The organism is Streptosporangiales bacterium, assembly GCA_009379825.1.
Classification (GTDB): Bacteria; Actinomycetota; Actinomycetes; order Streptosporangiales; family WHST01; genus WHST01.
On record WHTA01000046.1, the window covers coordinates 13,511 to 31,884 of the forward strand.

18 protein-coding genes are annotated in these 18,374 nt (G+C 70.5%); 5 read left to right on the top strand and 13 right to left on the bottom strand.

Going from position 1 to position 18,374, the window contains the following annotated elements; translation table 11 throughout:
* Window positions 1-68: 68 nt before the first annotated feature.
* The 5 genes from GEV07_19985 to GEV07_20005 are packed head-to-tail and all read right to left on the bottom strand — an operon-like array spanning window position 69 to window position 4,010.
* Entirely contained in the window at window positions 69-236 is a 168-nt protein-coding gene (locus tag GEV07_19985) for a hypothetical protein (GenBank protein MQA04897.1), read from the bottom strand.
* Between the two features lie 5 nt (window positions 237-241).
* Window positions 242-2,497, bottom strand: coding sequence for a heavy metal translocating P-type ATPase (locus tag GEV07_19990; protein ID MQA04898.1), 2,256 nt, complete (start codon window positions 2,495-2,497; stop codon window positions 242-244).
* Window positions 2,498-2,507: 10 nt separating this feature from the next.
* Complete coding sequence (locus GEV07_19995) at window positions 2,508-3,464, bottom strand: hypothetical protein (protein MQA04899.1); 957 nt, start codon at window positions 3,462-3,464, stop codon at window positions 2,508-2,510.
* 24 nt (window positions 3,465-3,488) lie between these two features.
* On the bottom strand, window positions 3,489-3,695 hold the full coding sequence (locus tag GEV07_20000) for a cation-transporting ATPase (protein MQA04900.1): 207 nt from the start codon (window positions 3,693-3,695) through the stop codon (window positions 3,489-3,491).
* Window positions 3,696-3,728: 33 nt separating this feature from the next.
* A complete protein-coding gene (locus tag GEV07_20005) occupies window positions 3,729-4,010 on the bottom strand; it encodes a metal-sensing transcriptional repressor (protein ID MQA04901.1) in 282 nt (93 codons plus the stop codon).
* 189 nt (window positions 4,011-4,199) lie between these two features.
* On the opposite strand from GEV07_20005, the gene GEV07_20010 reads away from it, so the two are divergent.
* A complete protein-coding gene (locus tag GEV07_20010; protein ID MQA04902.1) occupies window positions 4,200-5,627 on the top strand; it encodes an MFS transporter in 1,428 nt (475 codons plus the stop codon).
* 48 nt (window positions 5,628-5,675) lie between these two features.
* Here GEV07_20010 and hflX read toward each other — a convergent pair whose 3' ends face one another.
* Together hflX and GEV07_20020 are read right to left on the bottom strand one after the other, a co-directional pair.
* Window positions 5,676-7,169, bottom strand: coding sequence for a GTPase HflX (gene hflX / locus GEV07_20015; protein ID MQA04903.1), 1,494 nt, complete (start codon window positions 7,167-7,169; stop codon window positions 5,676-5,678).
* A 21-nt stretch (window positions 7,170-7,190) separates the two neighbouring features.
* Window positions 7,191-8,027 (bottom strand): diaminopimelate epimerase, encoded by an 837-nt coding sequence (locus GEV07_20020; GenBank protein MQA04904.1) that lies wholly within the window; start codon window positions 8,025-8,027, stop codon window positions 7,191-7,193.
* A gap of 120 nt (window positions 8,028-8,147) precedes the next feature.
* Here GEV07_20020 and GEV07_20025 point away from each other — a divergent pair, with 120 nt between their 5' ends.
* The gene (locus GEV07_20025; protein MQA04905.1) at window positions 8,148-9,026 is read left to right on the top strand and encodes a sigma-70 family RNA polymerase sigma factor; all 879 of its coding nucleotides are present in this window, start codon (window positions 8,148-8,150) and stop codon (window positions 9,024-9,026) included.
* A gap of 11 nt (window positions 9,027-9,037) precedes the next feature.
* A complete protein-coding gene (locus GEV07_20030; protein MQA04906.1) occupies window positions 9,038-9,862 on the top strand; it encodes an LLM class flavin-dependent oxidoreductase in 825 nt (274 codons plus the stop codon).
* A gap of 10 nt (window positions 9,863-9,872) precedes the next feature.
* Here GEV07_20030 and miaA read toward each other — a convergent pair whose 3' ends face one another.
* On the bottom strand, window positions 9,873-10,805 hold the full coding sequence (gene miaA, locus GEV07_20035; GenBank protein MQA04907.1) for a tRNA (adenosine(37)-N6)-dimethylallyltransferase MiaA: 933 nt from the start codon (window positions 10,803-10,805) through the stop codon (window positions 9,873-9,875).
* 116 nt (window positions 10,806-10,921) lie between these two features.
* Here miaA and GEV07_20040 point away from each other — a divergent pair, with 116 nt between their 5' ends.
* The gene (locus tag GEV07_20040; GenBank protein MQA04908.1) at window positions 10,922-11,116 is read left to right on the top strand and encodes an antitoxin; all 195 of its coding nucleotides are present in this window, start codon (window positions 10,922-10,924) and stop codon (window positions 11,114-11,116) included.
* 41 nt (window positions 11,117-11,157) lie between these two features.
* Here GEV07_20040 and miaB read toward each other — a convergent pair whose 3' ends face one another.
* From miaB to GEV07_20055, 3 genes are read right to left on the bottom strand one after another with little or no spacing between them, the layout of a single operon-like run.
* On the bottom strand, window positions 11,158-12,618 hold the full coding sequence (gene miaB / locus GEV07_20045) for a tRNA (N6-isopentenyl adenosine(37)-C2)-methylthiotransferase MiaB (protein MQA04909.1): 1,461 nt from the start codon (window positions 12,616-12,618) through the stop codon (window positions 11,158-11,160).
* 35 nt (window positions 12,619-12,653) lie between these two features.
* Window positions 12,654-13,943: an MFS transporter gene (locus GEV07_20050; protein ID MQA04910.1), complete on the bottom strand. Its 1,290-nt coding sequence runs from the start codon at window positions 13,941-13,943 to the stop codon at window positions 12,654-12,656.
* A complete protein-coding gene (locus GEV07_20055; protein ID MQA04911.1) occupies window positions 13,940-15,337 on the bottom strand; it encodes a M20/M25/M40 family metallo-hydrolase in 1,398 nt (465 codons plus the stop codon). The genes GEV07_20050 and GEV07_20055 overlap by 4 nt, the downstream gene beginning before the upstream one ends.
* Window positions 15,338-15,483: 146 nt before the next feature.
* Here GEV07_20055 and GEV07_20060 point away from each other — a divergent pair, with 146 nt between their 5' ends.
* Window positions 15,484-16,380, top strand: a complete 897-nt coding sequence (locus tag GEV07_20060) for a LysR family transcriptional regulator (GenBank protein MQA04912.1) — start codon at window positions 15,484-15,486, stop codon at window positions 16,378-16,380.
* Between the two features lie 6 nt (window positions 16,381-16,386).
* Here GEV07_20060 and GEV07_20065 read toward each other — a convergent pair whose 3' ends face one another.
* Entirely contained in the window at window positions 16,387-16,584 is a 198-nt protein-coding gene (locus GEV07_20065; GenBank protein MQA04913.1) for a 4-oxalocrotonate tautomerase, read from the bottom strand.
* Window positions 16,585-16,611: 27 nt separating this feature from the next.
* Window positions 16,612-18,372 carry an NAD(P)-binding protein gene (locus GEV07_20070; GenBank protein ID MQA04914.1) on the bottom strand — a complete coding sequence of 587 codons (1,761 nt, stop codon included), beginning with the start codon at window positions 18,370-18,372 and terminating at the stop codon, window positions 16,612-16,614.
* Between the last annotated feature and the right edge of the window lie 2 nt (window positions 18,373-18,374).

Below are 18,374 nucleotides of genomic sequence, written 5' to 3' on the forward strand. Positions count from 1 at the left end.
CGCCGCCTAGCGGCCCCGGTGTCCGCCGGGGCTCCTCGCGGCCAGCGCCGGCGGCAGGCCGTGGCTCCTCAGCTCGGCGGCTCCCGCACTCGGCGGGGCGTAGCTCCAGGCCGACCAGGTGGCGGGCGTACGTTCGCGGGCAGCAGCGCGGCGGTTCCCGGGCTGGCCAACGGCAGCCCGATGTCGCTGGCGCCGAGCGCTTCGCCGGCGAGACCGCCGACCGCCTGGCCGGCCACGCCGCCTAGCGGAAGCGGCGCAGCCGCAGGCTGTTCGAGACGACGAACACCGAGGAGAACGCCATCGCGGCGGCCGCGATCATCGGGTTCAGCAGACCGGCAGCGGCGAGCGGTAGCGCCGCGACGTTGTACGCGAACGCCCAGAACAGGTTGCCCTTGATGGTGCCGAGCGTCTTGCGTGCCAACCGGATCGCGTCCGCGGCGACCCGCAGGTCACCGCGCACGAGGGTCAGGTCACTCGCCTCGATCGCGACGTCGGTGCCGGTGCCCATCGCCAGGCCAAGGTCGGCCTGGGCGAGCGCGGCCGCGTCGTTGACGCCGTCGCCGACCATCGCCACCACCTTGCCGTCGGACTGCAGCCGCGACACCACGTCGACCTTGTCCTTCGGCAGCACCTCGGCGACCACCTCGTCGATGCCCACCTGCGCCGCCACCGACCTGGCCACAGTCTCGTTGTCACCGGTCAGCAGCACCGGCGCGAGGCCGAGCTCACGGAACTGCCGCACGGCTTCCGCGGAGGTGTCCTTCACGGTGTCCGCGACGAGCAGCACGGCACGCGCCTCGCCGTCCCAGCCGACGGCGACGGCCGTCTGCCCGTCCTGCTCCGCCTCGGCACGCGCCGCAGCGAGCTCTGCGGGCAGGTACTGGCTCCACTGCTCGAGCAGTGCCGGTCGCCCGACGAGCACCGCGTGCCCGTCCACGATGCCCTGTACGCCGAGGCCCTCGACGTTCTCGAACTGCTCGACGGCGGCCAGCTCGCCGACCCGCTCTTCCGCACCACGGGCGATCGCCTGCGCGATCGGGTGCTCGGACGCGTTCTCCAGCGCACCGGCGACGCGCAGCACCTCGTCCTCGGCCATGCCGTCCGCGACGTGCACGCCGGTGAGCGTCATCCGGCCGGTGGTCACCGTGCCGGTCTTGTCCAGCACGACGGTGTCGACCCTGCGGGTGGACTCCAGCACCTCGGGGCCCTTGATCAGGATGCCGAGCTGGGCACCCCGGCCGGTGCCGACCATCAGGGCGGTCGGCGTCGCCAGACCGAGCGCACACGGGCAGGCGATGATCAACACGGCGACGGCCGCGGTGAGGGCGGCGGCCGCTGCGGCGCCTGCGCCGAACCAGAAGGCCCAGGTGCCGACCGCGAGCGCGATGACGACGGGGACGAAGACCGCGGACACCCGGTCGGCCAGCCGCTGCACGGCCGCCTTGCCGTTCTGCGCGTCCTCGACCAGCTTGGCCATCTGCGCCAGCTGGGTGTCGGCGCCGACCCTGGTGGCACGTACGACCAGCCGGCCGCCGGCGTTGACGGTCGCCCCGGTCACCGCGTCGTCGACCGTGACCTCGACGGGCACGGACTCACCGGTGAGCATGCTCGCGTCGACGGCCGAGCTGCCTTCCTCGACGACACCGTCGGTCGCGATCTTCTCGCCCGGCCGCACCACGAACCGGTCGCCCACGGTCAGTGCCTCGACGGGGACCCGTTCCTCCCTGCCGTCCCTCAGTACGGCGACGTCGCGCGCACCAAGCTCGAGCAGGGCACGCAGCGCGGCGCCGGCGCGGCGCTTCGACCGCGCCTCGAAGTAGCGGCCGACGAGGATCAGCGTGGTGACCGCTGCGCCCACCTCGAGGTAGAGGTCGCCGTCCGCAGGTCCGCCGCCGATGCTCAGCTCGAACGGGTGGGTCATGCCGGGCACACCTGCGGACCCGAACAGCAACGCGTAAAGCGACCACAGGAACGCCGTCAGCGTGCCCATGGAGATCAGCGTGTCCATGGTCGCCGAGCCGTGCCTGAGGTTCGTCCAGGCGACCTTGTGGAACGGCCAGCCGGCCCACAACACCACAGGTGCGGCCAGGGCGAGCGAGATCCACTGCCAGTACGTGAACTGGAACGCAGGCACCATGGACATGGCGACCACCGGTACGGACAGCACGATCGCGCCGATCAGCCGCTGCCGCAGCGGTCGGTTCTCGTCCGCCTCGGCCGCCTCGCCTGTCGCCGCCTCACCGGCCGGCCGCTCCGCCGGCAGCGTCGCGGCGTAGCCGGCCGCTTCTACCGTCTCGACGAGCAACGCCTGCTCGACGTCGTCGGGATACGTGACCTTCGCCTTCTCGGTGGCGAAGTTCACCGTGGCCGTGACGCCGTCCAGCTTGTTCAGCTTCCGCTCGATCCTGGAGGCGCATGAGGCGCACGTCATACCGGTGATCGCCAGCTCCACGGCGTTGTCGGCCGCGGAGGCGCGGTCTCGAACATCCGAGCTCATGTCGTACTCCTCAGTCGCCGTGGCCGTGCGGCTCGTCGTCGTGGTCGTCGCTGTCGGTGGTGGAGCCGGTGGGCTTCGGCACCGGCTGCCCGCGGGTGGGCAGGGTGAAATCCGCCGTACGCACCTCGCCGTCGTGCTTGAAGTCCAGGAACAGTCGGTAGGTGTCCGCGGACGGCACCTCCGCAGCGAACGTCACCTCGGGTCCTGGCTCGGTCTTGCCATCACCCGGTTCGCCTTCCGGGTGCACGTGCAAGTACGCCAGGTCGCCGGTGCGCAGCGCGACCAGGTGGCCGTACGCACCGAGATAGGGCTCCAGGTCGGTGACGTCGCGACCGTCCTTGCGGACCCGCAATGTCACCTCCGAGGAACGCCCGGACACCAGATCGCCGGTCATCGTCACCTCGTACCCGTCCACGGTGGCGGTACGGGAGACGGGGTGGTCGACCGGTTCGAAGTTGCCGGCCACGGAGAGATCCACACCGAGCGTCTGCCCATCGCCGCCTTCGGGCGCGAAGTCGGCGAAGGCGCGGTAGCTGCCCGCCTTCGGCAACCGCATGTCGATCCGCCAGGTGCCGTCGGCCGCCATGGTCGGGTGCACGTGCTGGAAGCCGCTCGTGTCGCGCCGCACGACGATCAGGTGCATCCGCTTCTCGTGCTCGACGGCGAACTTCTTGACCGGCTTGCCGTTCTGCCCGAGGATGCGGAACGCGAAGGTTCCCCCGTCGGCCGGCAACCGGGTGGTTGCCGGCGCGAAGGTGTACCCGTTGGCGGTGGACGCCAGGCCCGCAGGGTCCTGCGCCGCCGTCTTCTTCGTGTCACCGTCGTGCCCACCGTGCTTGCTGGGCTTCGCTCGCTGCGGCTCGGCTCGGCCGTCGTCGGGGCCGGCTACCGCGCCGAGCCCCCAGCCCGCCGTCGCGACCAGGGCGAGCACCGCCGCGTATCCGGTGAGCTTTGCCGCAGTGTTCATCGTCTCTCCGTTCCAGCCCTCAGGTCAGTTGACGACCGTGTAGCCGGCCTCTTCGACCGCGGCGCGTACAGCAGCCGGGTCGACGGAGTCCGCGCTGCTGACGGTCAGCTGCCCGCTGGCGAGGTCTACCTGTACGTTCGACACGCCTTCGATCTCGCTGACTTCCTCGGTCACCGAGCGAACGCAGTGTTCGCACGTCATCCCGTTGACGGTGTAGGTGGCGTCGGTCATGACTGTTCTCCGATCACGTGGTTCGGCTGATGGTTACGAGCGGACGAGCCTGGCGATCGCGTCGCTGGCTTCCCGCACCTTCTCGTCCGCCTCGGCGCCGCCCTCGGCGACGGCTTGGCTGACACAGTGCTTGAGGTGTTCGTCGAGCAGCCCGAGCGAGACGTTCTGCAGGGCTCTGGTGACCGCGGACACCTGAGTCAGCACGTCGATGCAGTACTCGTCGTTGTCCACCATCCGCTGCAGCCCACGGACCTGACCCTCGATCCGCCGCAGCCGCTTGAGGTAGGCGTCCTTGTCGTCGGTGTACCCGCGCATTGCTTTCCTCCTCCATTTGCCGACGAATCCACTTTACCCCTTACCTCTAGGGGGTAACTACCACTGGACATCGCCAGCACCCTCGTACAGATATACCCTAGGGGGGTATCGACGTCAAGCGGGCAGCAGGCTCGCCGTCACGAAGGCACAACCAGATCCACATGGTACCCCCAACGGGTAAGGAGTATTATGGAGACGCAATCACGGGGCCGGCGCGGCTGGGCACTCGGGCTCATCGCCACGGCGCAGTTCATGGTCATCATGGACACGTCGATCATCGGGGTGGCACTGCCCAGGATCCAGGCCGCGCTCGGCTTCTCGCAGGAGAACCTCTCCTGGGTGTTCAACGCCTACGTCATCGCCTTCGGCGGTCTGCTGCTGCTCGGCGGCCGATTGGCGGACCTGTTCACCGCACGGCGGATGTTCGTCGCCGGCTGGGTGACGCTGCTCGTCGGTTCCGTCGTGGCGGGTGTCGCGACCGAGCCGTGGGTGCTGCTCACCGGCCGCGCGCTCCAGGGCGTCGGTGCCGCGTTCATCGCTCCGTCGGCGCTGACGCTGCTGATGATGATCTTCGGCAGCGAGCCGAAGGAAATGACGAAGGCACTCGCGCTCTACGGTGCGGCCGCTCCGGCCGGTGGTACCGCGGGTGTGTTCCTCGGCGGCGTGATCACCCAGTACGTCAGCTGGCCGTGGGTGTTCTACGTCAACGCGCCGATCGCGTTGCTGGCGCTCGCGGCCACCCCCGCGCTCATGCCGAAGGGTGCCGTGCAGCGGGGCTCGACCGACCTGTTCGGAGCGGCTACCGTCACCGCGGGGCTTGCAGTGCTCGTCTACGCGATCGTGCGGGCGCCCGAGGCCGGCTGGGGCTCGACCGGGACGGTCGTCGGACTGCTCGCCGCCACAGTCCTGCTCACCGCGTTCGTGGTGAGCCAGGCCGTACGCCGCGCACCGCTGGTGCAGCTGAGCATCTTCCGTACGCCCAACCTCGCCGCGGCCAACGGTGCGCAGTTGCTGCTCGGTGGCGCGTGGATCCCCATGTGGTTCTTCCTGAACCTCTACCTGCAGCAGGGCCTGGGGCTGGACGCGTTCGCCAGCGGTTCGGCACTGCTGCCGATGACCGTGGCGATCATGCTGATCATGGTGGTGCTCGCGCCGCGGGTGATCGGCAGGATCGGGCCGTTGGCGACCATCGTCGGTGGCCTGCTGGTGCTGGCCGCCGGCATGGGCTGGCTGTCGCTCGTGCGGGCCGACGGCACGTTCTGGCAGGACGTGCTGCCCGCCTCGCTCGTCGCGGCCACCGGCATGGCGTTCGCCTTCATCCCTTCGCTTGGCACCGCCATCTCCAGCGCACGACCGGAGGAAGGCGGCCTGGCCTCGGGCATCGTGAACACCAGCTACCAGATCGGCTCGGCGGTCGGGCTGGCGGCGATCACCGCCGTAGCGACGTCGTTCGGAGCCGGCGAGCTCGGTGACGTCGAGGCGCTGACCGACGGCATCTCGGCGGCGTTCCTCGGTGCCGCCGGGGTCGCCGTCGCGGGTGCGCTCCTGGCCGGTGTGGCACTGCGCCGCGCACCGGCTCGGGCGGAAGCGGAGCCGGAGGTGAGCAGCACCAGGTGAGGCACACAAGGCGGCCGTCGCTGCTTGCAGCGGCGGCCGCCCGTGCGTTCAGGGAGTCGGCGCGACGACGTAAGGCTCGAGCGTACCGGCCAGGTCGCCCGGCACCCGCGCGTGCAGTCTCGTGCCGGTCGCCGTGTGCTCGAGCTCGAGCACCTCGCCGCGCTGGTGGACGCCCGCGACCAGCTCGCCGCGCTCGTAGGGCACCAGCGCGTGCACCTCGTGCTCCGGCCGCGGCAGGTCACGCTCGATCAGCTCACGCAGCTCGGCGATGCCTTCGCCCGTACGGGTGGACACGGCGACCGCGTGCGGTTCCCTGCGCAGCACCGACTTCACCGCCAACGGGTCGGCGATGTCGGTCTTGTTCACCGCGATGATCTCGGTGAGGTCCTTCGCGCCGATGGCGGCGAGCACCTCGCGCACGGCGCCGATCTGCGCGATCGGGTCGGGGTCCGAGCCGTCCACCACGTGTACCACCAGGTCGGCGTCGGTGACCTCCTCGAGCGTCGACCGGAACGCCTCCACGATGTCGTGCGGCAGGTGCCGGACGAAGCCGACGGTGTCGGTGAGCGTGTAGACCCGGCCGTCACTCGTGGTCGTACGCCGCGTGGTGGGGTCGAGCGTCGCGAACAACGCGTCCTCCACCAGCACGCCCGCGTCGGTGAGCCGGTTGAGCAACGACGACTTGCCCGCGTTGGTGTAGCCGGCGATGGCGACCGAGGGCACCTGACGGCGCTGTCTGGTCAACCGCTTGGTGTCGCGGGTGGTGCGCATGTTCTGCAGGTCGCGACGCAGCTTCGCCATCCGCTGCTGAACCCGCCTGCGGTCGGTCTCCAGCTTGGTCTCACCTGGACCACGGCCACCGATGCCGCCGCCTTGCCCGCCGACGCGGCCACCGGCCTGCCTGGACAGGTTGCCGCCCCAGCCGCGTAGCCGCTGGTTCATGTACTGCAGCTGCGCGAGCTCGACCTGCGCCTTGCCTTCCTTGCTCTTCGCGTGCTGCGCGAAGATGTCGAGGATCAGCGCGGTGCGGTCGATGACCTTCACCTTCGTGCGGTCTTCCAGGTTGCGCAGCTGCGCCGGGCTCAGCTCACCGTCGAGGATGACGGTGTCGGCGCCGCTGCCGTCCACGAGGGCCTTCAGCTCGCCCACCTTGCCAGGGCCGAGGTACGTCGCCGGGTCCGGGCGCTTGCGCCGCTGCAGCACGGCGTCGAGCACCTCAGAGCCCGCGGTCTCGGCGAGCAGCTTCAGCTCGGCCAGCGAGTTCTCCGCGTCCTCGACGGTGCCGTCGGTCCAGACGCCGGCGAGCACGACCCGCTCCAGCCGGAGCTGCCGGTACTCGACCTCGCTGACGTCCGCGAGCTCGGTGGACAGCCCCGCGACCCGCCGCAGCGCGGCCCGGTCCTCCAGGTCGAGCTCCCCCGTCACCGGCGCCTCACCGGCGTCGAGCTCGTACCCGTCGACGAGCTCCTGCGCCGCGGCGTCGATGTGTTCGTCGCCCACGGGCGACACGTTCGAATCGGTCATATGCCTATAGCCTCGCATGTTCGGCCGGCAATGACACCTTCATTTGGGGGACGGGAGGGCCGCGAGCCAGTCCGGGCGCAGCTCGCCGTCCGACACCAGCACCGCGGGGCCGGCGAGCACCGCTGTGCGGCCGTCGAGCGTCACCCGCACCTCGCCGCCCGGCACCTCGACCGTCCAGACGCCCGTGCTCTCGCCCTGCTGGCTGGCCACGGTGAGCGCCGCCGCGCACGCACCCGTGCCGCACGACCTCGTCTCGCCCACGCCGCGCTCGTGTACCCGCATCCGGATGCGCCGGTCGCCGAGTACGTTGATGAACTCGACGTTGGCGCCAGTCGGGAAGAGGACGGGATCGACCTCGGGCGCCTTGTGCAGCTCGAGCTCGGCGACCGGGACGTCCACCACGCACGCCAGGTGCGGGTTGCCTGTCGACAGCTCGACGCCGGCGAAGACCTGGTCGGCGATGCGCGCTTTGCTCTGCCCGCGCAGGTCGGGCAGGCCGATGTCGACGGCGAGCCAGCCGTCCGCGTGCACGGTGACCGTCTTGACCCCGTCGCGGGTGGCGACGGCGAGCTGGTCGCCGGCCGCGAGTCCGGACTCGAGCAGGTACTGGGCGAAGACCCGTACGCCGTTGCCGCACATCTCACCGACGGAACCGTCGGCGTTGCGGTAGTCCATGAACCACTCGGCCGCCCCGGCCAGGTGCGCCACCTCGGCGACGGCGGCGGTGCGGACCACCCGAATGACCCCGTCGCCGCCGATCCCGGCGTGCCGGTCGCACAGCAGCCTGACCAGGCCGGCGTCGATGTCGAGCCGGCCGGACGGATCGGCGATCAGCACGAAGTCGTTCTCCGTGCCGTGTCCCTTGACGAAGCGCACGCTTCCATTGTCTCAGGCCGCACCGCGTGCTGCTTGGCATGCGCGGATCGGGTGGAGATGTCACACTTCGCGAGCCGCGCGGCTCCAAGGATGCAGATCCCGAAAGAGGAGGGGCGTCGGATGTCCGATCAACCGGCCACGGATCCGGTCTTCGCGGAGTACCGGGAGCTGTTGTTCTCCATCGCGTACAACATGCTCGGCAGCGTCGCGGACACCGAGGACGTGCTGCAGGACACCTGGGTGGCGTGGACGACCCGCAACCGCGCGCAGGACGCGGAACCGGTGACCAACGTCCGCGGCTACCTGGTTCGGGTGGCCATGAACCAGGCGCTCGCCCGGCGGGCGGACGTCGACCGCCGGCGCGAGACGTACATCGGGCCGTGGCTGCCAGAACCACTCGTCGACGACGGCACTGACGTGGTCGAGCGGGCCGAGGCGTTGTCGATGGCGGTGCTCGTGGTGCTGGAGACGCTGAGCCCGTTGGAGCGGGCGGTGTTCGTGCTGCACGAGGTGTTCGGTTATCCGCACACGGAGATCGCGGACCTGCTCGACCGCACACCGGCGGCGATCCGGCAGCTCGCGCACCGCGCACGCGAGCACGTGCAGGCCCGCAGGCCGCGGCAGCGCGTCGACCGGCGGGTCCAGCGGCAGGTGACAGAACGGTTCATCGCGGCGTCCGGCGGCGGTGACCTGGCTGCGCTGATGCAGCTCCTCGCACCCGACGTGACGTTGTGGACCGACGGCGGCGGCAAGGTGCGCCGGGCGAGCCTGCATCCGATCCACGGGGCGGACAAGGTCGCCAGGTTCCTCATCGGGGTTGCACAGCAGTCCGGGGTTGTGGAGGTCAGGTACCGGTTCGTCAACGGCGACCCGTCGGCGCTGCTGTTCGCCGGCGAGTCCCCGCTGACCGCGCTGGTGCTCGACCTCGGCGACGACGGCACCCGCGTCGAGGGTGTCTACGCCGTCGGCAACCCGGACAAACTCACCCGGATCGACTGACGAGGAGCCGCATGAACCCCCACCCATTCCGCTTCGGCGCCGCCGTAGCCCTCGTGCCCGACGGCGCCACCCTGGTCGAGACCGCACGGCGGATCGAACGGCTCGGCTACTCGACCGTGCTCGTCGCGGACGGACTGTGGCTGCCGGCGCCGTTCGGCATGCTGACCGCGGCCGCCACGGCGACGTCGACGTTGCACGTCGGTACCCACGTGCTGGCCACGCCGCTGCGCGCCCCTGCGATGGTCGCGCAGGAGGCGGACACGCTCGACCTGCTCTCCGCGCACCGGTTCGAGCTCGGCCTCGGCACCGGCCAGTACCCGGCGACGCTCGGCGACGCACAGCGCCTCGGCGTGCCGTTCGGCACGCGCGCCGAGCGGGTCGCGCGCGTCGGCGAGACGATCACCGCCGTCGAGGAGCAGTTCGCCGCGAAGGACCGGCAGGCGCCGCGGATGCTGGTCGCAGGCACCGGGCGGACGCTTGTCGAGCTGGCCGCACAGCGCGCAGACACGTTGGCGCTGCCGGTGCCGTACGACCGGTCCGAGGACGGCCTGGTGGCCAAGGTGGACGAGCTACGAGCGGCCGTCGGCGCGGGGTTCGCCCGGCTGGAGCTGGCCACGAACATCCTGGCGGTCGGCGACAAGGCCGCCCCTGACTGGGTGCCGAGCCACTTCCGTGAGCTGCCCGCGGACTCGTACGGCCGGCTGGCCGGCGAGCCAGCAGAGGTCGCCGACACGCTGCGCCGCCGGCGTGACCGCACCGACATCTCCTACGTCACGGTGCCGCAGTGGTGCATCGACGACTTCGCCCCCGTCGTCGAGCTGCTGGCCGGCCAGTGAGCCTCGGGGGTCAGCGGACGGTCGCGGTCAGCGCACGGTCGACCAGCTGGGCGTCGGCGGGCAGCCAGGTGATCCGCCCGTCCCTCCTGAACCAGGAGTCCTGGCGCCTGGCGAACCGCTTCGTCGCCCGTACGGTCTCCGCCCGCGCCTCGTCCTCCGTGCACTCGCCGGCCAGGTACGCCAACACCTGCCGGTAGCCGAGCGCACGGCTCGCGGTGGGACCGTCGCGCAGGCCGTGGCGCTCCAGCTCCCGCACCTCGGCCACCAGCCCGGCGGCCCACATCAGGTCCACCCGGGTGGCGATCCGCTCGTCCAGCTCGGGGCGGGGCACGTCGACGCCGATCTGCACGGCCGGATACACCGCCCGGTGCTCGGGCAATCGGCCGTTGAACGTGCCGCGCAGCTCGATCACCTCGAGCGCCCGCACGATCCGGCGCCCGTTGCTCGGCAGGATGGCCGCCGCCGCGTCCGGGTCGCGCTCGCGCAGCCGCTCGTACAACGGCTGCGGGCCGGCGGCGGCCAGCTCGGCCTCCAGCCGCGCGCGGATCTCCGGGTCGGTGCCGGGGAAGTCCATCTCGTCGAGCACGGCACACACGTAGAGCCCGGAGCCGCCGACGAGGATCGGCACCTTGCCGCGCGCCCTGACGTCGTCCACCACGCCGCGGGCCAGCCGCTGGTACTCGGCGACGGACGCCGACCGCGTCACCGGCCAGATGTCGAGCAGGTGGTGCGGCACGCCTTCGCGCTCCTCGACGGTGAGCTTCGCGGTGCCGACGTCCATGCCCTGGTACAGCTGCATGGAGTCGGCGTTGACGATCTCGCCGCCGAGCGCGTGGGCGAGCGCCAGCCCCAGGGCGGACTTCCCGGCCGCGGTGGGGCCGGCCACGGCGACGACTTCAGGCGAGTGCACAGCAGCAGTCTCCCAGTGACCCGGCGCGCGAATTTCTCGCGTACGCCGGCCGCCGGGGCTGGCGCGTAGCCGTCTCACCTGGTAAACAGGGCCGCTCACCAGCCGTTACACGCCGCTGGTGGGACACATATCCAACAAGGGGGGTATCGATGAGCGTCTTCGACAACATGGGCGACCAGGCCAAGGACCTCGCCGGCGAGCACAGCGACAAGCTCGACGAGGGCCTGCAGAAGGCGGGCGACTTCGCCGACGAGAAGTCCGGCGGCAAGTTCTCCGACCAGATCGACCAGGGCGAAGAGGCGGCGTCGAACTTCGTCGAGGGTTTCGGCGACGAGAACCGGTAACACCTAGTCACAGCGGGCCCGCCGGCCGGGGTTCAGCCCTGTCAACCAGGGGCGCCGACGGTGGGCATGCCGAGCAGCACGCCGGTGCCGGCCGGCTCCGGGTCGGCGTTCGCACGCTCCCAGGCGTCGCCGGCGGGCGTACGCCGTACGGCCCGCACGGCACCGTCCGCGACCAGGTGGTGCGGCGCGGCGTACGTGACCCGCACGGTGGCGAGGTCCCCCGGGCGCACGTCGGCGTCCGCGGTGAAGTGCACCAGCCGGTTGTCCGGCGCGCGCCCTGAGCGCCGCTGGGTGCGGTCGTCCTTGCGCCCCTCGCCGTCGGCGACCAGCAGCTCGACGTCGCGACCGACGAACTGCTTGTTCTCCGTCCAGGTGACGCGCTCGACCTCGTCGACCAGCCGACCGTAGCGCTCCTTCACCACGTCGGCGGGCACCTGGTCGGTCATCTCCGCCGCCGGTGTGCCCGGCCGGGTGGAGTACTGGAACGTGAACGCGCCCGCGAACCTGGCCCGCTTCACGACGTCGAGGGTGTCCTCGAAGTCGGCGTCGGTCTCGCCGGGGAAGCCGACGATGATGTCCGTGGTGATCGCCGCCTCCGGCATCGCCTCGCGCACCCGGTCGATGATGCCGAGGTACCTGTTGCGCCGGTACGACCGCCGCATCGCGCGCAGCACCCGGTCGGAGCCGGACTGCAGCGGCATGTGCAGCTGCGGCATCACGTTCGGCGTCTCCGCCATCGCCTCGATGACGTCGTCGGTGAAGTCCCGCGGGTGCGGTGACGTGAAGCGCACCCGCTCCAGCCCGTCGATCTCGCCGCAGGCACGCAGCAGCTTCGCGAACGCCCCGCGGTCACCGAAGTCCACGCCGTACGAGTTGACGTTCTGCCCGAGCAGCGTCACCTCGACGACGCCGTCGGCGACGAGCGCCTCGATCTCCGCGAGCACGTCGCCCGGCCTGCGGTCCTTCTCCCGGCCGCGCAGACTCGGCACGATGCAGAACGTGCACGTGTTGTTGCACCCCACGCTGACCGCCACCCAGGCCGCGTAGCTCGACTCGCGCTTGGTCGGCAGCGTGGAGGGGAACGTCTCCAGCGACTCCTCGATCTCGACCTGCGCTTCCTCGTTCACCCTGGCCCGCTCGAGCAACGTCGGCAACGCGCCGATGTTGTGGGTGCCGAAGACCACGTCGACCCACGGCGCCTTGCGCACGATCGTGCCCCGGTCCTTCTGCGCGAGGCACCCGCCGACGGCGATCTGCATGCCAGGGTTGGCGCGCTTCACCGGGTAGAGGTGGCCGAGGTTGCCGTACAGCCGGTTGTCCGCGTTCTCCCGTACAGCGCAGGTGTTGAACACCACCACGTCGGCGACCTCACCCCGAGCCGCCGGCACGTACCCCGACTCCTCCAGCAGCCCGGTCAGCCGCTCGGAGTCGTGCACGTTCATCTGGCAGCCAAAGGTGCGCACCTCGTAGGTGCGCACGCCGGCCCGGTCGGTAATGTTCACACCCACCAGGGTACGAGTTGTGCGCGGAGCTACGGCTAGCGGTGGCCGAACTTGCGGGCGAGGACGATGAGGCTCACGATGCTGACCACGGCGGCGAAGGCAACCCAGAAGCTCGGGGCCATGTCGTAGTCGGTGATGTCGGTCAGCCAGGCGGCGATCAGTGGGGTGAAGCCACCGAAGATGGCTACGCCTATGTTGTAGCCGACGGCCATGCGCGTCGCGCGGGTCTCGGTGGGGAAGATGGCGGCCATCAACGCGCCCATCGGGCCGAAGTAGCAGGCCTTCAGCAGCGCCATGCCGAACAGCACGATGCCGAGCACCCACAGCGTCGGCACGGCGACCATGAACGCGAACATCGGGTAGATCAGCACCAGGATCAGCGCGGCGGACGGCAGCATGAAGTGGATCTGGCCGAATCGGTCCGAGTAGTGCCCGGCCACCGACGTCACGGCGAGCAGCACGAGGCCGGCGACCAGCGTCGCGATGAAGCCGCTGGAGTCCGGTAGCTTCAGCGTCTCGATGGAGTACGTGGGGATGTAGCTGATCATGTAGTTCAGGCAGGTCGTCACGGCGAGCACGCCGACGGTCAGCAGCACCAGCCGCTTCTGCTCCCACAGCACCGTACGGATCGGCGACCTCGCCGCACCGCTCTCCCGCGCCGCTACGGACTCCGGGGTCTCAGGCACGTGCCGCCTGATGTACAGGCCGACGGGACCGACGAGCAGGCCCACGATGAACGGGATGCGGAAGCCCCACGACGTCAGCTGGTCCGCGGTCAGCACGGTGGTCAACACCGTGCCGAGTACGGCGGCGAGCAGCGAGCTCATCGCCTGGCTGGTGAACTGCCAGCTCGCCGCGAACCCCCTGCGGTGCGGCAGGTGCTCGACCATCAGCGCCGTCGCGCTGCCGAACTCGCCGCCGGCGGCGAATCCTTGGATCAGCCGCGCCACCAGGATCCCGATCGGCGCCGCCACGCCGATCACCGCGTACGGCGGCATTACGCAGATCAGCAGCGTGCCGAGCACCATCAGGCCGATGGACAGCGTCAGCGCCGGCTTGCGGCCGGAGCGGTCCGCGTACGAACCGAGCACGAACGCACCGAGCGGCCGGATGAGGAACGAGATGGCGAACGTGCCGAGCGCAAGCAGCAGCGACACGGTCTCGTCGGCGTTGGTGAAGAACACCTTCGCGAAGTACGACGCGAAGTACGCGTAGACGGCGATGTCGTACCACTCGAGCGCGTTCCCCACGCACGCGGCGGCGATGATCCGGCGGGCACTGGGTCCCGCGCCGGTCGGGGCGAGGTGTTCCGAGCCGGTGGTCATCGGCCCTCAGGCGGCCAGCTGTCCAGCTCGGCCAGGTCCCAGAAGAGGCCGGTCATCAGCTGCAGGCCTTCGCGCAGCAGACCGGCCGGCAGGTGCTCGTTCGGCGCGTGCTGCGAACAGCCGGCGTACGAGTGCGGCACCCACACGGTCGGCAGCCCCAACGTGTCCGCGAACGCCTCGTTCGGCAGCGACCCACCGAGGTTGGGCAGGAGCACGGGCTCCGTCCCCGCGCTGCGCCGCAACGAGTCCAGCGTCCAGCGCACCCACGGGTTGTCCGGGTCGAGCCTGGTGGCGGCCATCGCATGGTCCAGGTTGACCTCGACCATCTCGAAGCCGTGCGCGTCGAGGTGCCTGCGTACGGCGCCCTCGACGGCACGCCAGTCGGTGTCCACCACGAACCGGAGCTGGCAGGTGGCCCTCGCATGGCCGGGGATGGCGTTGACCGGACCTTCGGGATCGCCGGCGATCATCGCCAGCACCTCGATGCTGTTCCACGCGATGACGCGCTCGTTGGGGGTGAGGCCGGGCTCGCCCCACCCGTCGTCGATGCTCGGGCCGTCGTCGCCGGCTTCCAGCGTGACGCCCTCGAGCGCCCTGCGCACCGGTTCCGGCACACCCGCCGGGCGCAGCTCGTCGACGAGGATCCTGCCGCGGCCGTCGACCATGCTCGCCACGGCGTTCATGACCACCGTCGCTGGGTTGCGCAGCAGGCCACCCCAGTTGCCCGAGTGGTGGGAACCCTCGCGCGCACGGAAGCTGAGGGTGAAGTTCACGACGCCCCGCGCGCCGAGGAACACCGTCGGCCGGTCGATGCTCAGGCGCGGGCCGTCCGAGGCGATGAACACGTCGGCGGCGAGCTCGTCGCGGAGCTGGGCGCAGGCCTCCGCCAGGCCTGGCGACCCGGACTCCTCGCCCATGTCCATCAGCAGCGTGACGTTATAGCCGAGCTTGCCCTGCCTGGCCCGGATCACGTGGTCGAGGGCGGTCAGGTTGACGGCGTGCTGGCCCTTGTTGTCCGCGATGCCGCGGCCGTACCAGTAGTCGCCCTCGACGACGATGTCCCACGGCGTCAGGCCGGCCCGCCACTGCTCGTCGTGCGCCATCTGCACGTCGCCGTGCCCGTACGTCAGCACGGTGGGCAGGTCGTCGCCCTCGTGGCGGTGCGCCACCAACAGCGGGTGCCGGCTGGACACGGGGTTCTCCACCATACGAGCCTCGAACCCGAGTCGCTGCAGCCAGGGCGCCATCTCGTCGGTCAGGTACGCGCGCAGCGCCTGCTCCTGCTGCGGGTCCTGGCTCTCGGTGCGGTAGCGCACCTTGCGCGCGAGATCGGTGAAGAAGGCGCCGGAGTCGAAGTACTTCGTCGCCTCCGCGATGGCCGTGTCGCGACTCACGTCCGACCTCCGAGCGCTCGGGAACCGTGCGCGCCTCACGCTGGCACAGCGGGGAAACGGCAACAAGACCAGGAAGCCGATCCGGTGCTGACAATAGTGCGGCAGCGGCATTGCCGAACCGGCAACGCACTGGCTACGTTGACCCGATGCCCTTGCACGACCCGGCGCTGCAGTACTTCCTCACGGTGCTCGAGACAGGCACCATCAACGCGGCCGCCCGCCGGCTGTACGTCGCGAGCTCGGCCATCAGCCGGCAGATCACCCGGCTGGAGACCGAGCTCGGGACCACGCTGTTCGAGCGGCACCAGAACGGGAGGATCGCCACCGACGCGGCCCATGCCTTCGCCGGCTTCGCCAGGCGCGCGATCCAGGAGGCCACGCACATCGTCGACGAGGTGCACGAACGGCAACGGCTCGCGGCCCGCTACACCATCGCCGCCACCGACGGCACCGGCCACGACCTGCTGCCCGAGCTGCTCACCGAGTTCCACGCGGCGCACCCGAAGGCACGCTTCGTCGTCCAGCTGCACGAGGCGAAGGCGGTGACCCAGGCCGTACGTGACGGCACGGCCGACCTGGGTATCACCTTCAGCCTCGCCATCGACAGCGGCGTGACCATCCTGTACGCACAGCAGGCACCGCTGCGCGCAGTCATGCGCCTTGGGCACCCGCTGGCCGACACGGCACCGCTCACGCTGGCCGAGGTCGCGGCCTACCCGCTCGCGTTGTCGTCGCTGGCGACCACCAACCGGCGGCTGGTCGAGGCCTGCGGCGCGTCGCACGGTCAGCAGATCGAAGCGGTCTTCGAGTGCGACAACCCGGATGCCCTGGTGCGGTTCGTCAGGAACAGCGACGCGGTCACGTTCCTCGGCCAGGTCACCCTGCCGCACCAGCCGGCGGACGTGGTGACCGTGCCGTTGCGTGAGCAGGAGTTCGGGCAGCGCACACTGCAGGTGCAGTGCCGGGCGGGCCGCAGCCTGCCGCAGGCCGTATCGAGCTTCGCCAACTTCCTCGTCGACGCACTCGAGCAGCGGGCGGTCTGACCGCCGTCACGCCCCCGCGTCGCGGTCCGAGAGGGTCTTGCCGCCGGTACCCCAGTCGGTGCGCGGCACCTCGTCCAGCACCACCCAGACCTTCGCCGGGTCGGTTCCCGTACTCGACGCGTACGCGTCGGTCATCGCGCTGATCAACTTGCGCTTGTCCTCCACGGACTGGGCGGTGGCGTGTTCGACACGGATCAACGGCATGTCACTCCTCGGGTTCCTCGGTTCCTGTCAGAGCAGCTCGTACGCGCTCAGGTCGAGCTCGCGGGTGAACTGCCAGTACTTCAACAGTGGCAACGGCCAGTTCTGGGTGACCCGGCCGTTGGCGTTCTTGTACCAGCTGCTCACCTCGGCGGCGCCCCACGCCTGCAGCCGGTTGCGTGCGTCGATCATCTCCGTGTAGGCCTCGTACGGCTCGCGCCTGCAGTCCATCGCGCGGTGGCCGCCGGCGAGCAGCGCGCGCAGGCACTCCAGGATGTACTCGACCGCGCACTCGGACATGTAGATGATGCTGCCGGTCACCACCAGGTTGGTGTTCGGTCCGTAGACGCAGAACAGGTTCGGGAAGCCCGGCACGGCGATGCCGAGGTACGCGCGCGCGTCGCCCGCCCACTGCTCATGCAGGTCGACGCCACCGCGGCCGGTCACCTGCATGGGGGTGAGGAACTCCGACGCCCGGAACCCGGTGGCGTAGACGAGCACGTCCACCTCGTGCTCGACGCCGTCGGCGGTCCTTACGCCCTTCTCCGTGACCTCGGCGATGGACTCGGTCACCAGGTCGACGTGCGGCTCGTGCAGCGTGGCGGCCCAGACGCCGTTGTCGCGCAGCATCCGCTTCGCGCCCGCCGGGTACGTCGGCAGCACCTTCTCGAACAGGTCCGGGCGGTCCGCGTACTGCCGGCGCAGCTCGTCCACCAGCTGCCGGCGCAGCAGGTCGTTGGCGGCGGACAGTGACTCCTCGCCGGGCCACTCGGGGTCGACGGCGACCAGCGGCAGCCGGCCCTCGGTCGCGATCCACACCTGCCAGAACCGGTACCAGCGGTGGAAGTCGGGCACCCGCTGGAACAGCCACCGCATGCCCGCCGACATGTCCGCGTGGTACGCGGGCGTCGGCAGCATCCACGGTGCGTTGCGCTGGAAGACCACGAGCTGGTCGACCTCGCCCGCGATGGACGGGATGATCTGGTACGCGCTCGCGCCGGTACCGATGACGCCGACGCGCTTGCCGGCGAGCTCGACCCCGGTGTCCCACCGCGCCGAGTGCATGGCGACGCCGGCGTACCTGTCCATGCCTGGCAGGTCCGGGTAGTTCGGCTCGTTGAGCTGGCCGACGGCGCTGATCACTGCGTTGACGGTGAGCGTCTCCTCGACACCCGCCGAGTTGCGTGTCCGCAGCTGCCAGGTCGCCGACTCGTCGTCGTACGCCGCGGCGAGCACCTCCGTGCGGAACCTGATCCGGTCACGCAGCTGCAGCGTCGTGGCGACGTCCTTGAAGTAGTCGCGGATCTCCGCCTGCGCGGAGAACTGTTGCGGCCAGTCGCTCTTCTGCGCGAACGAGTAGCTGTACGCGAAGTTGCTCGTGTCCAGCCGGCAGCCGGGGTAGTTGTTCTCCAGCCAGGTGCCGCCGACGTCACCGTTCTTCTCGAACACGACGAACGGCACCTTCGCCTGGTCGAGCCGGTGCGCGGCGGCGATCCCCGACATGCCCGCCCCGATCACCGCGACCGAGAAGTCGACGTCGGGCGCCACGTCGTCCTTGGTCCAGGTGGGGGCGCCGACGTCGCCGAGCAGGCCGAGCTCGTGCTCGAGCATCGGCAGGTACTCCGCACCCGCGTCACCGGTGAGGAACGCCATCAGCCGCTGCATCTGCTCCGGCGGGTGCTCGACCTCGGCCGGGAAGCCACCACGGTCACGCACCCCGACCAGGGCGTCGACGGCGGCCTGCCTGGCCCGCGCGAGCGCGTCGCCGGACAGCCCGCCCTGCGGCTCCACGA